A 14,474-nucleotide genomic window follows, 5' to 3' on the forward strand; every position below is an offset into this window, starting at 1 on the left:
AATAGCATGATGAATACATATTTGAACACGGGAATTGAAATTGCTTATTTAGTTGCAGCATCTTTGTTTATTCTCGGATTGAAAAAATTAGGTTCCCCTGCCACAGCTCGTCAGGGAAATTTCCTGGCAGCAGGAGGGATGCTAGTTGCAATTATTGCCACTTTATTAAATCAGTCCGTACTCAATTATGAATTGATTTTAGTTGGGATTATTGCTGGCTCGTTGATCGGCGCGATCGCAGCTCAAAAGGTAGCCATGACGGATATGCCGCAAATGGTTGGTATCTTCAACGGGGTCGGTGGTGCGGCTTCTGCTTTAGTAGCAGTGGCTGAGTTTTGGCGCATACTTAACGCTGAGGGCACTGTTTCTTTAGATGCGACATTTATTGCAATCTTGGGTGTTTTAATCGGTGGGGTGACTCTCACCGGCAGTTTACTAGCCTTTGCTAAACTACAAGGCTTAGTTTCAGGGTCTCCTGTTACTTTTCCATTCCAACAACCTTTCAATGCTTTGCTCTTAGCGAGCTTCTTGGCTGGCAGCGTTTACTTATTAATCCAACCAGAAAACCCCGCAATTTTTCTAGCTTTAACCGCCATATCTTTACTTTTTGGTGTTTTATTTGTGCTGCCTATTGGTGGTGGAGATATGCCCGTAGTAGTTTCTTTGTTAAACTCATTTTCGGGTTTAGCTGCTAGTGCTGTAGGGTTTATTCTCTACAATAATATGCTGATCGTCGCAGGGGCTTTGGTTGGGGCTTCGGGGTTAATTTTGACCCAAATCATGTGTAAAGCCATGAATCGACCATTAACTAATGTATTGTTTGGCGCATTTGGTGGCGATAGTACTGCTGTTGGTGATGCAGGTGGTGCGGAAATCGAGAAGACCTACCGTTCTATTGACAGCGAAGAGGGAGCGATGATGTTAGGTTATGCCCGCTCGGTAGTAATTGTTCCTGGTTATGGTATGGCAGTAGCTCAAGCTCAACATGGGGTCAGAGAATTAGCCGCCCAACTGGAAAAAATGGGTGTGGATGTTAAATATGCAATCCATCCTGTCGCCGGGAGAATGCCAGGACATATGAACGTACTCTTAGCTGAAGCCAACGTTCCTTATGATCGCCTGTACGATATGGACGATATTAACACTGAATTTGATCGCGTTGATGTCGCTCTGGTAATCGGAGCTAACGATGTGGTTAATCCCGCAGCCCGTAATGACAATAGTAGCCCCATTTATGGGATGCCCATTATTGATGTGGATAAAGCCCAACATGCCATTGTAATTAAGCGTAGTATGAGAACTGGTTTTGCAGGGGTAGATAACGAACTATTTTACAAGGACAAAACCACCATGCTCTTCGGCAGCGCACAGGATGTTGTCTCGAAATTGGTGGGAGAAGTTAAACAATTGTAGTAATTGGTTATTCTTGACTAAGTTGGGGCGATCGAGAAGGAAGTCCCATTAATCCTAATTCAACAAAAGCAATAGGGCACATTTATTCTTAGGGGCAAGCATTTGTTTGCTCCTATTTTTTCGATAAAAATAATGGGTTGGCAGAACAAAATCACTAAACACGACTTGGCAAAATTAAGTTAATTGCGAGTAAAAGGTTTTAGGTGTTGGGTGTTAGGTGTTAGGTTAATCCCGAACAACGATTAATCCAGCAATTATAGACATAAAAGTTCTTTAGATCTAAAATATTCTCCGACCTAAATCAAAATATGACTTTTTTACCTAAAACCTACTACCTAATACCTAACACCTGTCCTGACTAGACCATAAAATTGCCAAGTTGTGCTCTAAAAAGTTTTTGATACAATTTCATATGGCTCAAATATACGGAAAGTTTCTGCTTTTTGTTTTACTTATGGCGGTTCTCAAAGTCATGAGGCACACTTTCTTGTTCCCTCATTCCCTGTTCCCCGTTCCCTGTTCCCGAAAGCTTAGATTTACTGTACCTCACGAGTATAAGAATTGCTATAGGGTAAATATCAAGCAAGTTTCCATCTAATAAGTAGTGAGTAACTGATGCAAATTCGAGAAGCAAATATCAAAGATTCCGAAGGAATTAAAAGTCTTCATCTTCAAGCATTCGATGATTCAGAAGCTAAATTGGTCTCGGATCTGGCTGTGAATTTATTACACGAAAAATCAACAATTAAGATAATCTCATTAGTTGCGATATATAAGGATACTGTAATCGGCCACGTAACCTTTAGCCCAGTCTTCTTGGATAGTACTGGTAAACATTTTGGTTATATATTAGCCCCATTAGCAGTATTACCAGCTCACCAAAATCAAGGAGCTGGTTCCAAAATTGTCAAACATGGCTTAGATACTATTTCTTCATTAGGTGCATTTATTGTTTTTGTTTATGGCGACCCCCAGTATTATTCTAGGTTCGGCTTTAAGAAAGAACCTGCTCAAAATTTCACTCCCCCCTATGTGCTTGAGTACCCCGAAGGTTGGCAGGCAATGAAATTGAATTCTGCTGTTTTTCCTGAGGGTAGTAGGTTAACCTGTGTTAATTCTCTCAATGATCCTCAACTATGGTGAAGTTTGCTAACTCAGTGTTTGAATTAATGCAATAGGCATGAAATGTCGAAAATCAAATAGGTGGTATAGAGAAGGGGCATCTTCTCTTGGATTAGGTGATGTAAGTCACTCTTTGAGCGCTATTGCTGTTTGATCCCAGAATCCCCATACCTTTAGGTCGAGGAGTATGTCAAAATGTGACTTGTTCAACTACCTTCGTTAAAGCAGATTTCATGTCTAGCAACCTACTAAGAACTCCTCTCTACGATGTACTCAAAGAGCAAAAGGCTCGCTTTGTTCCTTTCTCTGGCTGGGAGATGCCAGTTCAATTTACAGGATTAAAAAAAGAACATCAGGCCGTGCGCTCTACAGTAGGAATGTTCGATATTTCCCATATGGGGAAATTTACCCTAGTCGGCAAAGATTTAATTGCGGAACTGCAAGCTCTAGTTCCTTCCGATTTATCGAGATTAAAAACTGGGCAGGCTCAATATACTGTATTACTTAATGAGCAAGGCGGAATTATTGACGATATTATCTTTTACGATCAAGGTGAAACGGAGACAGGTGAACAAAAGGGTGTCTTGATAGTTAATGCAGGGACTAAAGATAAAGACAAAGATTGGATCTTGTCTCATCTCAAGACGAGTACCTTAGAAGATTTATCTAGCGATCGCGTTTTGATTGCCGTTCAAGGAAAAGAAGCCACCAAAACCCTACAAACTCTAGTAACAGAGGATCTTTCTGCTATTAAAAGATTTGGACATCAAGATGTAACTATTTCTGGCAAACCCGCTTTTGTGGCAAGAACTGGTTACACGGGTGAAGATGGTTTTGAGTTGATGATTGAACCCGAAGCTGGTCAAGAATTATGGCGATCGCTAGAAGCTGCGGGAGTGACGCCCTGTGGGTTAGGTGCTCGCGATACTTTGCGGTTGGAAGCGGCTATGTGTCTTTATGGACAGGATATTAATGAAAAAACTACTCCTCTAGAGGCCGGATTGGGTTGGTTAGTTCATCTTGATAGCAAAGGAGATTTTATTGGGCGATCGGTTTTAGAAGAACAAAAAGCTTCGGGCTTAAAGCGTCGTTTAGTAGGACTTGCCATGCAGGGCAAACATATTGCTCGCCACGATTACCCAGTGATTTTTGAACAAGAGCAAGTGGGAATTGTTACAAGTGGCACATCATCGCCTACTTTGGGTCAAGCGATCGCGCTAGCCTATGTACCCAAATCTCTAAGTAAAGTAGGACAGGAATTGGAAGTAGAAATTCGGGGTAAAAATTATCCGGCAACAGTTGTAAAAAAGCCCTTTTATCGTTCTGGAAACTAAAAAAACTTCTCTGGAAAAATCAATGTTTCTCTACATTGGTTTTTTCTCTTAGGAAATCATACTAAGGGATTTTAATCTTTTTTGAAAGCAAATTTGTAGGTTGTAATCGCATATTAATATATTCTTTCTCTAGTTAATCGTAACTTTATAAAAATCAGATTTTATTGGCAATTAATTTATCTTCCATTATTAAAATGACAGATAAAATACAGTGATAAATATACTGAATTTTTTATATGAATACAACTTTAGCTAAACCATCACCTTCTCTGGGTGTTTCCTGTTCTCGGAGTTTTTTAAGTTGGTTGCGATCGCAAAATATTTCCCTAGGTTTTACAACCTATCAATCTTCTCGTTTGATGCTAGTTGGCACCGATGACAAAGGGAAATTTTCGGGTTTTGAAAGATTATTTAATCGTGCCATGGGCATGTATGCAGTCAATAAAAATCGGCTGTATCTGGCGACTCGTTATCAAATCTGGCAAATGGATAATGCTCTAGAGCCTGGTCAGATTTATGATGGTTATGACAAGCTTTATATTCCTCGGATTGGTTATACCACAGGAGATCTCGATGTTCATGATTTGACAGTTGATAGCCAAGGACAAATTATTTTCGTGGCGACTCGTCTCAATTGTTTAGCCACAGTCAGCGATCGCAATAGCTGTACTCCGCTGTGGCATCCGCGTTTTATTTCTAAAATTATCAATGAAGATCGTTGTCATCTTAATGGTTTAGCAATGGTGAATGGGAAGCCAGGATATGTCACGGCTTGTAGCCGCACGGATATTTTTGATGGTTGGCGCGAAAAACGTCGCAAAGGCGGTTGTGTAATTGATGTCGCTTCCAAGGAGCCGATCACTACGGGATTATCGATGCCCCATTCTCCTCGTTGGTATCAAGAAAAGTTATGGTTGCTGAATTCTGGGACAGGAGAATTTGGTTTTATTGATTTGGCATCAGGGGAATTTGAGGCGATCGCCTTTTGTCCTGGTTATATGCGAGGTTTAGCTTTTTGGAAGAATTGGGCAATTATTGGTTTATCGAAACCGAGAGATCAAACTTTTTCCGGTTTGGCTTTACAGGAAAGATTGCAGAAAGAGGATGTGGAAGCTCGTTGTGGGTTGATGGTGATTGATCTGGGGACTGGCGCGATCGTTGATTGGTTAAGGTTGGAGGGGATCATTAGTGAGCTTTATGATGTACAGGTTTTGCCTGAAGTCACCAGGCCAATGGCGATCGGGTTTCAGAATGATGAGATTAGTCGTTTGTTAACTCTAGATCCTTTGAAGGGTTTAGAAGGGTAGAAAAATATGCGATCGCCTTTGGTAACTAGAGCGATTTCTCTGGAAATCCTCACTTTGCCTAAGTTGCATGGTGTTTTAGGCTAGCTAAACTTTGCTGGACAGCCTTATGATTTGGTTGTAACCTAAGAGCGCTTTGGTAAGCGGTTATCGCTTCTGCTACTTTCCCTTCTTTGCTCAACGCGTCTCCCAAGTTTTTATAGATTCCAAATGGGTGCTTAGGATTTAAGACAATTGCTTTTTGATAACTAGATATAGCTGCCAGTAAATCACCATTTTTGCGCTGAGCATCACCTAATAAAGAATAAATATCGGGCTGATTGGGCCCCAAGGTAACTGCCTCTTGAGATATGGCTATCGCTTCTGGGAAACGATCTAATTGATTTAGTATAGTAGTCAGAACTTTATAGACATTAAACTGCTGAGGATTCAATTTTAAAGAGCGATAATAAGAATTTATTGAGCTCTCTAGGTCGCCCTGCTTACGTTGCGCATTGCCCAAGCTGTTATAAGCTTTATCGGATTTGGGGTCTAGCTCTAGAGCTTGCTGAAAAAAGGCGATCGCTTCTTCTGGCTGCTCCATTCTAGATAAAGTGTTTCCCAGAGCCATACATACTGGGTATTGTCGGGGATTGATGGCTAAAGAATCAAGATAAGCTTGTCTGGCCGCCGGAAAATTCTGCTGCTGACTATGATCATTGCCCAGTTTTTTATAATAATTTGCCGATTGATTGACATTTAATGCGATCGCCATATCGTAACTTTGAACTCCGGCTTCTGTCTGACCACTCCTGATCTGAGCAGAGCCTAATTGGCAATGAAGCTCAGGGTTATGGGGATCTAACTTGATAGCTTCAAGACAAATTTTGATAACTTCTTCTGTCTGATTCAATCTATTTAGTGCCAATGCCAAATCTTGGTAAAACCAAAAATTTGCTGGTTCGAGTGCGATCGCTTTTTGATAGTTGGTTACTGCTTCAGCAAAATTATTCTGTTTCGTCTGGGCTTTTCCTAGCAAAAAATAAAGTTCACCATTACTCGTCTCCAACTCTAGAGCTTTTTTGTACGCAACTATCGCTGCGGATAAATTTTCCTGATCAGCCAAGGCAATCCCCAGGTTTTGATAGAGGGCAGCAGATTGTTGAGGATCAACTGCGATCGCTTTTTGATAGCTAATAATAGCTCTTGCCATATCTCCTTTCTCAAACTGAGAGTTACCCCGGCCAAGATAAACAGCAGCATTTTCTGGTTGCGATCTAATAGCGTTAACCACCTCGACTGGGACAATTGTTGTGGTAGAACCCTTCTGCTTAAACCAGGTTACTCCTTCTTCGACCAGATCCAGTTCTAACAAGTAACGACCCTCTGTTAACGGTGCGGTTACAGTCAAAGATAGTTCAATTTCCTCTCCTGGAGGCAAATCCTGGGATAAGTCTACTCTCCCATCAGACCATTGAATGAGATTCCCCTTCTCATCTAGCCAATGATTACCTAGAGTGATGCCACTAATTTGAGTTTCTTGCCATAAAACTGGGCTAATATTCTTGACTGTTACGGGAATGGCAACTGATTTTCCAGTTGCAAAATTGGTCAATTTAGGGAAAATCATCTGTGCTTGATATGCTCTCCTTGGTAAAAACTGCGGGGTAGCCGCCAATGATGCTTCCTCAATATAGGAATGTAATTTTTTGGTAAGCAATTGAATATTGGGTTCACTGAAATACTGCCCATGACTGCAAGGAAGCAAGTCAACGGATAATTCTCCTGTATAAAATTTGTGCCAGCCGAGTTCTGGCTTTTGGAAATATTTATAAGGGTTGAGATGGCTGTCGCGACCAAAAAATAGAGACACTCTGCCTGTATAGATTTGGGGGATAAACCTTTCTAGTAAACATAATAGAGTTATCTGTTTTCCTTGGCGTTGGAGTTGCTGGGCAATTTCAAAGATAATCAAGGTACTTTGACAGTTGCCGCCCAAGAGATAGGGCCCATTAGGGTCTATAGTTAAAATCTCTGCAACATAGTGACTTGCCAAAGCTTTGATGTTATCTGGAGTATATTTCATCAAGAGATGACCCGATCTCATCCCATAGGTCGGTCGGTCTGCTCCTAAATACTTTGCCAGTTGGGATAATTCTCGAAAACCCTGTAGGCACCAAAAAAGAGGTTGGGCTTGACCCTTAGTGTTCAGACCGATGATCAAAGAGTTTGGCTGGACTCTTTTGCCCTGCCATCCAGCAGTGTAGGCTAGTAATTGATGATAAAGTTCCTCACTCAGTTCTGGATGTTTTTCTACTTGTGTAGATGTTAGTGATTTTTTAGCGGTTGTTACTATTTCTTGATCGAGTATCTTAGCAAGCTCGGCAATCGTACCCAATTGAAAGAGTGCAGCCAGAGGTACTTTTCTCTTAAATACCTGTTCAATTTCTGCTATCAGACGCACAGATAAGAGGGAATGTCCCCCAAGGTCGAAGAAGTTATCATAGATGCCGACTTCATGATCTAACCATAATATTTTTGCCCAAATTTCTGCTAGTTTTTGTTCTGTAGAGTTGCGAGGTGCGACATAAGTTTCTGCCGCTGTTTGCCTGACTAGGTTAACTTTGGCTAGTGCACGACGATCTACTTTGCCACTAGGGGTTAAAGGCATTGCTTCTAGAGGAACTAGAGCAGAGGGAATCATATAATTGGGGAGCTTCTGCCTCAAGAAACCCCGTAGTTCTTCTAGAGAAGGAACCTGTTCTTGGGTGGGGATAATATAGGCGATTAGGCGTTTATCTCCGGGGCAATCTTCGCGGACTAATACGATACTTTCCTCTATATGGGAATGTTGTGTCAGGATGGTTTCGATTTCTCCTGGTTCGATACGATAGCCGCGAATTTTCACTTGATTATCGATTCTACCCAAGAATTCAATGTTGCCATCTCGCAAATAACGAGCCAAGTCCCCAGTTTTGTAAAGTCGTACCGAATTATCGAAGGGATTGACAATAAATTTCTCTTGATTTGAGTCTGGACGGTTGAGATAACCTCTGGCTAAACTAGATCCTCCGATGTAAAGTTCTCCAGAAACTCCTATGGGAACTGGTTGAAGCTGCGGGTCTAAGATGTAAATCTGGGTATTCGCGATCGCCCGCCCAATTGGTGGTAGATTCGACCAACTGGTTACCGGATCACCCAAAGTATATGCTGTTGCTACATGGGTTTCTGATGGGCCGTAATGATTACTGAGGCGGCAATGGGATAGACGAGTAAATAATTTAGCGATCGCAGAGGTGATCTGGAGCTGTTCTCCGGCAGTAATAACTTCTTGCAGATTTGTCGGGATAATAGGAGATCGCGCACTGACTTCTGCTAGTTGCTGTAGGGCAATAAAAGGCAAAAATATTCTTTCGATCGCCTCTTCTACAAGTATCTGCCACAAAGCATCTGGATCTTTGCGAATGGATTCGGTTGTCAATACCAAAGTCCCTCCAGAACAGAGGCTAGCAAAGATTTCCTGTAGGGAAACATCGAAACTTATGGGGGCAAATTGTAAAGTTTTGCGAGGTAATGGTTGCCGATGATTTTGCCAGTAAATGAGATTGCTTAGGCTGCGATGTTCCATCGCGACACCTTTGGGCTTTCCTGTCGAACCAGAGGTATAGATGATATAGGCTAAGTTGGTTAGGGTTGCTATATTTTTTGGGTTATCTGCACTTTCTCGGTCTATACTTTCCCAATGACTATCTAAAAAGACTAGATTGCTCTTATGGCATGGCAAATCTGCGGATAATTTTTCTTGAGTTAAAAGAACTTCTACCTCAGCATCGAATAACATAAACTCTAAGCGATCGCGAGGGTAGGTGGAATCTAAGGGGACATAAGTTCCTCCCCCTTTGAGGATCGCTAATAAGCCGACTATGAGCAATGGCGATCGCTCTAAAAAAATGCCAACCTTGCTTTCGGGCTGGACTCCGAGTTTTTTTAGGTAATGTGCGAGTTTATTAGCCCGATTATTGAGTTCTAAATAAGTTATTTCTCTGCGATCGCCATTGATGGCTATCGACTTAGGCCATTGTAAAGCGATCTCGTTGGGAGTTTTGGCAACTTGAGCTTCCCATAACTTATGGACGCAAAGCTCTTGAGGTAAAGTTTCTACGGTTTGGTTCCACCCTGTCAGTAATTGCTGGCGTTCGGAGGGGGTGACAAGAGGCAAATCAACTAGGCGTTGTTCGGGGTTGGCCACTATTGCTTGCAATAAAGTTTGAAAATGACCCAGCATTCTAGTAATTGTCGCAGCGTCAAAGAGATCACTACTATATTGAAATAGGCAATTAAGTCCTTGGGCTGTTTCGGATATCGATAGGGTGAGATCGAATTTGGCAATCTTCGGCAGGTTTCCCAATCCAGAAACGACAAACTTTGCTTCCTCTGCGCTTAATGTGGCGGCTAAATTAGGAGTATTGACCAGGTTGAACATCACATCAAACAAAGGGTTACGGTTGAGGTTCCGTTCTATGCGAAGTTCCTCTATCAGTTTTTCAAAAGGGAGATCTTGATAGGTATAGGCTTCTTGGGCTATTTGACGTACTTTTCTCAGTAATTGTCTAAAGGTGATCTCCCCTGTAAATTTGGTGCGTAATGCTAAGGTGTTAGCAAAAAAACCAATGATTCCTTGAATTTCCTTGCGGTTGCGGTTGGCAATAGGAGTGCCGACTATAATATCCTGAGCTCCCGTGTAGCGATAGAGAAGAGTTTTAAAGACTGCTAGCAAGGTCATGAACAAGGTTGCGCCTTCTTGTTTCCCTAGAGCTTTGATTGCTTTACTTAGTTCGGTCGCTATCGTGAAACGTTTCACCGCACCTTGATAGGTTGCAATAGCAGGACGAGGGCGATCGCTTGGGAGTTGGAGAATCGGGATTTCCCCGCCTAGTTGTTTTTTCCAGTAAGTAAGATGGGATTCAATAACTTTTCCTTTCAGCCAGTTTCTTTGCCAATAAGCAACATCGGCATATTGGATGGTCAGAGGTGTGAGAGGGGGAGGTTGTTTGCTAACACAGGCTTGGTAAAGTTTATTGAGCTCCTGCATAAAGATCGGACGCGACCAACCATCATAGATAATGTGATGCATAGCTAGGAGCATGACATATTCTGTCTCGCTGAGATGCAGAAGTTTGACTCGCCAGGATATTTCTTTGGTGAGGTCGAAAGGTTGGGTCTCTTCCGCTTTTATATATTCTCCTATTTGAGCTTTTCTTGCGGCTTCGTCTAGTTGAGAGAGATCGATAATTGGCAACTTGAACGCCTGATGGGTTGCGATCGCTTGAATTGGTGAGCCATCGACAATGGGAAAGGTTGTACGTAGGGTTTCGTGACGTTTTGCTAGTTGATTAAAACTTTGTTCTAAGGCAGATATGTTGAGTGAGCTGATAAGTTTTGAGGATACTAAGCTTTGGTAGGCGATGCATTGAGGATCTAACTGTTGAATGAACCACAGTCTTTCTTGGGCAAAAGAGAGGGGAATTTTTTGTTCTCTAGAGATTGGTTTAATTGGAGGTGCTTGACGTTGAGACTTAATAACAGAGTGAATAGTTGACCAGAATTCTTGTTGTGATGTTTGGGAAGAGCGTTTGTTTTCTTTTGACTTAAGTCTTGCTGAAGAAGGTAACTCCATAGGTCAATTGGTTGATAATATTATTATTTTTAATTTTTTTATCTTAAATAAAATAAATTTATTTGAGATCGAAGTTTTTAGATATCGATTTTATCCAGAAAAATATTCCATGTCAAAGAATAACAAAGGAGCTTTAAAATATTGAAAATAGCTTAAAATTCATTAGATAAGTTTGACAATGCAAAAAATAAAGATTAGCTTGTAACTTTACCGAGCAGGGAAATAAATAAAATAAACAATCTCTTGACACAACAAATAAAGAATAGGTAATGCTAAACAAGTAATAATGCATTGTGGTAGTCAATAAGATACCAAATCAAACCTATGTGATTTTCGACTCTAGATCTAAAACTCGAAAACCACCTTATTAAATACCTGCACCCTAATTAAAAATACTCGTATCCCGATCCCAATTAAATCCCTCAAGACCTTTAAATTATTGGGCTGAAGACTTTGAGTACAAGCCTAATAATATTAATGCAAATGGCTCAAACTCTTATTTTTCAAGCGGTCTGGTATAAATCAATGATTGGTAATTGATAACAAACCCAGATAGAATATTATGAGTGCACAGCCTATTTCTAATGAAGTCGCGCTGAGGATTGCCTTAGCCGCTAAGGTATTGCCTAATACATCCGTCAAAGATTTAATCGAAGCTCTACAAACCAATCTTGACTATGAAATTACCGAAGAAACTCTTGGTAATCTTACAGTCACCCAATTAAAAAGGTCTTTTGGCAATATTTATGAAGTTGATAGCGAATGGGAAGGCGAAGATGCCGACAATAGCGATATAGCAAATTTTAAAGAAGCAGTAAGAATATTGTGGGGAGAAAAAGGTCAATGCGAGCAAGAATTGCCGATCAAACCATATCAAGAAGGAGATATGCCCAACTCGATTAGAATTGCCGTGGCATCTAATACGGGGGAACAGTTGGACGGGCATTTTGGTTCTTGTCATCGCTACCTAATTTATCAGCTATCAGTAGATGAAATTAGATTGATCGCTGTCCGCTCGGCAATAGAGGCCGATCTTAGTGAAGATAAAAATCAATTCCGAGTCAATTTAATTAAGGATTGTCCAATTCTCTATGTTTCATCCATCGGTGGCCCGGCTGCGGCGAAAGTTATTCAAGCCTATATCTATCCTATGAAAATAGAAAAAGGTGGTGCGATCAGAGAAATATTGGCAGACTTACAAAATGCGATCGCGACTTCTCCTCCACCCTGGTTAGCCAAGATTCTAGGAGTCGGTACAGGTAAAAGGGTGAAAAATTATACGGCTGTTAGTTAGTTAGCTATGAGCCATTGGTTACTCAAGACAAAGAACGCATTATGACCATCAAACAAAATAAAGAGCGTATCCTCGAAATTCAGCGGATAACTGGGCTAAGACCAACCCATTTTGCGGATTTGGTTCGTGTTGCTCAACTGATTTACGATCCTAGTGGGGGAGTATCAGGGAAGATAGTTGAGGTTGATTGGTTAAGTTTTGGTATTCCGAGAAAGGTTGCCAGCAATTTGCGATCGCTAGGGGAGAAATATCAATATGAATCTCCTCATGTCGAAATTGACCTAGTTTGGGATGAATTAACTCCAGAAACTCGTAGTTGGTTTATCGCGCACAAAAGTGTTTTATGGGAGATTGAAGAATCATTTCCTGCCTTGGATGAAGATTAAAACTACTAACCACTAACAATTAAAAATTATGCAAGTCTTAGGAGCGATTAATAAATTTGAGCAATGCGTCCTCAACATCTCTTTGATCAATATTTGCAATCAAGAGAGTCATGTTGGTCAGGAAATGCGCCAAAAATATAACCAATGGCAGGGAGAAAGAGACGAAACGGTTTATAATCCTTGGTTGGATCTCCATCAGTTTACGATCTATTTACCGCACCCCGATCAAGAGTACGAAAACATTACTTTAGAAGCAGGTTTAACCAAAGGTTACAACGTCGAAGTACAGCCAGTTCAGAATCCTAGTCAATTACCCTATAAAATTCCCCGAGGTGCACATTTTGTTGTGGTACTGCAACAGCAAAAGTTGGCATCCGACTTTAAAATTGTCGCCACAGGGATGTTTATTCGTCCCCTAGGAGTTCTAAGTCTCGATCTGATTGTGGATTCTGAGCTTGGGGAATATCAATCGATTATGATCAAACATCCCATTATTCGGGAATATCCCGAAGGTTTGGAAGACAAGCTGAATTTATTTCTTGCAGGAGAGCTTCCCAGTGAAGAACTGCCCCAAATAGTTAGATATGTCGACCAAGCTTTTAATCAAGACTATAGACAGCCTTCTTGGCATAACATCTATTTAGCGGCTACAGGATTTGCCGGATGTTAATGGTTGTTCATCTTTACAATTTATGAATGCTTTTTATTAGGAATCAGGCATGGCTACTCATAATGTGACTTTAATTAATTACAGTAAAAATTTTCAGCAAACTATTGCAGTTCCCGATGATGAGTATATTCTTGGGGAAGCTGCGGAGGCCGGGATCAAAGTTCCCTTTGAATGCGTGGTCGGTGCTTGCGCTACTTGTCAGGGCAAGATTGTCTCTGGCACAGTGGATCAATCAGAACAAATGTTTTTAAGTGATAAACAAATTGCTGAAGGGTATATTTTAACTTGTGTGGCTAAACCCACTTCTGATTGCACTATTGAGGTCGATCTAGATTCTTACCTATAAAATGTGAGTTCGATGAGTATAAAATTTACTAGTTGTGAATAAGGATTTGGGGATTTGGGGATTTGGGAAAAAGCCTATTACTTTGTTGTTCAACTTGGGAAATTTAATCCAAAAAAAATTCGTCGAACTGACTTTATAGAAGATGATTAGCCCCAGAGAAATCTACAATCTTTTGTTAGATTCTAGTCACACAGAAACTAAAATCAGAGAAATCATTATTGGTTTAACTTGGACCTTATGTAATGCAGAAGGAGTTGGTTTATGTATGAGTCCAGCTATTCCCACCCGCACCTTGCCTTGGTCAGGAACTTTAGTGGATCGCCCATGTAATGAATTGTCGCTGTGGATTCGTTCTTGGGACAATTATCAAGCCACAGTAGGCATGGCAGTGATTAATGCGGCGATTAATTCTAGTTCTGATTTACCTGCTAAAGCAGAGCCGATATCTCTTCCAGGTTCCTCCAATTTAGCAGTTTTTGAGCATTTTCTGCCGTTGATTCGGGGGCAAAAGGTGGCGGTTATTGGTCGCTATCCTGGGTTATCTCGTTACGAACAAGAAGTCTCAATGACTGTCATTGAACGCAAACCAAATTTTCAAGATTTGCCCGATCCGGCTGCGGAATACATCTTACCCGAAGCCGATTGGGTTTTTCTTACAGCGACTTCCATTCCCAATAAAACTTTTCCTCGTTTGGTGGAACTGTCCCAAAATGCCAAATTGGTCTTGATGGGCCCGACTGTTCCTTGGTTACCCGATTTGGCAGACATGGGAATCGATTATTTAGCAGGAGTTGCAGTAACTAATTCCTCTGCCTTGAGACAAACTGTTGCCGAAGGTGGTGGGGTGAGGATTTTTGAAACGGGCATTCAGTATCGAGTTTTGGAACTGTCGAAAGAAGTAATAAGTAATAAGTAATAAGTAATAAGTAATAAGTAATAAGTAATAAGT

General features: G+C 41.1%; 10 protein-coding genes. 9 read left to right on the plus strand and 1 reads right to left on the minus strand.

Going from position 1 to position 14,474, the window contains the following annotated elements:
- Positions 1-9: 9 nt before the first annotated feature.
- The 4 genes from XEN7305_RS23820 to XEN7305_RS23835 all read left to right on the plus strand — a co-directional run bounded on the left by XEN7305_RS23820 (position 10) and on the right by XEN7305_RS23835 (position 5,176).
- Positions 10-1,413, plus strand: coding sequence for an NAD(P)(+) transhydrogenase (Re/Si-specific) subunit beta (locus XEN7305_RS23820; protein WP_006512102.1), 1,404 nt, complete (start codon positions 10-12; stop codon positions 1,411-1,413).
- A gap of 615 nt (positions 1,414-2,028) precedes the next feature.
- The gene (locus XEN7305_RS23825) at positions 2,029-2,556 is read left to right on the plus strand and encodes a GNAT family N-acetyltransferase (protein ID WP_006512103.1); all 528 of its coding nucleotides are present in this window, start codon (positions 2,029-2,031) and stop codon (positions 2,554-2,556) included.
- Positions 2,557-2,768: 212 nt separating this feature from the next.
- Positions 2,769-3,869: a glycine cleavage system aminomethyltransferase GcvT gene (gene gcvT, locus XEN7305_RS23830; protein ID WP_006512104.1), complete on the plus strand. Its 1,101-nt coding sequence runs from the start codon at positions 2,769-2,771 to the stop codon at positions 3,867-3,869.
- Positions 3,870-4,105: 236 nt separating this feature from the next.
- Positions 4,106-5,176 (plus strand): TIGR03032 family protein, encoded by a 1,071-nt coding sequence (locus XEN7305_RS23835; RefSeq protein WP_006512105.1) that lies wholly within the window; start codon positions 4,106-4,108, stop codon positions 5,174-5,176.
- A gap of 58 nt (positions 5,177-5,234) precedes the next feature.
- Here the strand turns inward: XEN7305_RS23835 and XEN7305_RS27080 are convergent, their stop codons facing one another.
- Positions 5,235-10,829 carry a non-ribosomal peptide synthetase gene (locus XEN7305_RS27080; protein WP_006512106.1) on the minus strand — a complete coding sequence of 1,865 codons (5,595 nt, stop codon included), beginning with the start codon at positions 10,827-10,829 and terminating at the stop codon, positions 5,235-5,237.
- A 562-nt stretch (positions 10,830-11,391) separates the two neighbouring features.
- Here XEN7305_RS27080 and XEN7305_RS23845 point away from each other — a divergent pair.
- From XEN7305_RS23845 to XEN7305_RS23865, 5 genes are all read left to right on the plus strand, one after another.
- Positions 11,392-12,123 carry a dinitrogenase iron-molybdenum cofactor biosynthesis protein gene (locus XEN7305_RS23845; RefSeq protein ID WP_006512107.1) on the plus strand — a complete coding sequence of 244 codons (732 nt, stop codon included), beginning with the start codon at positions 11,392-11,394 and terminating at the stop codon, positions 12,121-12,123.
- A gap of 41 nt (positions 12,124-12,164) precedes the next feature.
- Positions 12,165-12,509 (plus strand): hypothetical protein, encoded by a 345-nt coding sequence (locus XEN7305_RS23850; protein WP_006512108.1) that lies wholly within the window; start codon positions 12,165-12,167, stop codon positions 12,507-12,509.
- Positions 12,510-12,537: 28 nt separating this feature from the next.
- The gene (locus XEN7305_RS23855) at positions 12,538-13,179 is read left to right on the plus strand and encodes a hypothetical protein (RefSeq protein WP_006512109.1); all 642 of its coding nucleotides are present in this window, start codon (positions 12,538-12,540) and stop codon (positions 13,177-13,179) included.
- A gap of 49 nt (positions 13,180-13,228) precedes the next feature.
- Positions 13,229-13,525: a 2Fe-2S iron-sulfur cluster-binding protein gene (locus tag XEN7305_RS23860; protein ID WP_006512110.1), complete on the plus strand. Its 297-nt coding sequence runs from the start codon at positions 13,229-13,231 to the stop codon at positions 13,523-13,525.
- A gap of 142 nt (positions 13,526-13,667) precedes the next feature.
- Positions 13,668-14,441, plus strand: a complete 774-nt coding sequence (locus XEN7305_RS23865) for a DUF364 domain-containing protein (protein WP_006512111.1) — start codon at positions 13,668-13,670, stop codon at positions 14,439-14,441.
- Positions 14,442-14,474 lie beyond the last annotated feature (33 nt).

The sequence above is a fragment of the Xenococcus sp. PCC 7305 genome (assembly GCF_000332055.1).
Classification (GTDB): Bacteria; Cyanobacteriota; Cyanobacteriia; order Cyanobacteriales; family Xenococcaceae; genus Xenococcus.

Bases quoted from the DNA above. Each gene is read 5' to 3' on its own strand.
- XEN7305_RS23845 (WP_006512107.1), top strand. From the start codon at position 11,392: ATGAGTGCACAGCCTATTTCTAATGAAGTCGCGCTGAGGATTGCCTTA.
- gcvT (WP_006512104.1), top strand. From the start codon at position 2,769: ATGTCTAGCAACCTACTAAGAACTCCTCTCTACGATGTACTCAAAGAG.
- XEN7305_RS23825 (WP_006512103.1), top strand. From the start codon at position 2,029: ATGCAAATTCGAGAAGCAAATATCAAAGATTCCGAAGGAATTAAAAGT.
- XEN7305_RS23835 (WP_006512105.1), top strand. From the start codon at position 4,106: ATGAATACAACTTTAGCTAAACCATCACCTTCTCTGGGTGTTTCCTGT.
- XEN7305_RS23855 (WP_006512109.1), top strand. From the start codon at position 12,538: ATGCAAGTCTTAGGAGCGATTAATAAATTTGAGCAATGCGTCCTCAAC.
- XEN7305_RS23865 (WP_006512111.1), top strand. From the start codon at position 13,668: ATGATTAGCCCCAGAGAAATCTACAATCTTTTGTTAGATTCTAGTCAC.
- XEN7305_RS23820 (WP_006512102.1), top strand. From the start codon at position 10: ATGAATACATATTTGAACACGGGAATTGAAATTGCTTATTTAGTTGCA.
- XEN7305_RS27080 (WP_006512106.1), bottom strand. From the start codon at position 10,829: ATGGAGTTACCTTCTTCAGCAAGACTTAAGTCAAAAGAAAACAAACGC.
- XEN7305_RS23850 (WP_006512108.1), top strand. From the start codon at position 12,165: ATGACCATCAAACAAAATAAAGAGCGTATCCTCGAAATTCAGCGGATA.
- XEN7305_RS23860 (WP_006512110.1), top strand. From the start codon at position 13,229: ATGGCTACTCATAATGTGACTTTAATTAATTACAGTAAAAATTTTCAG.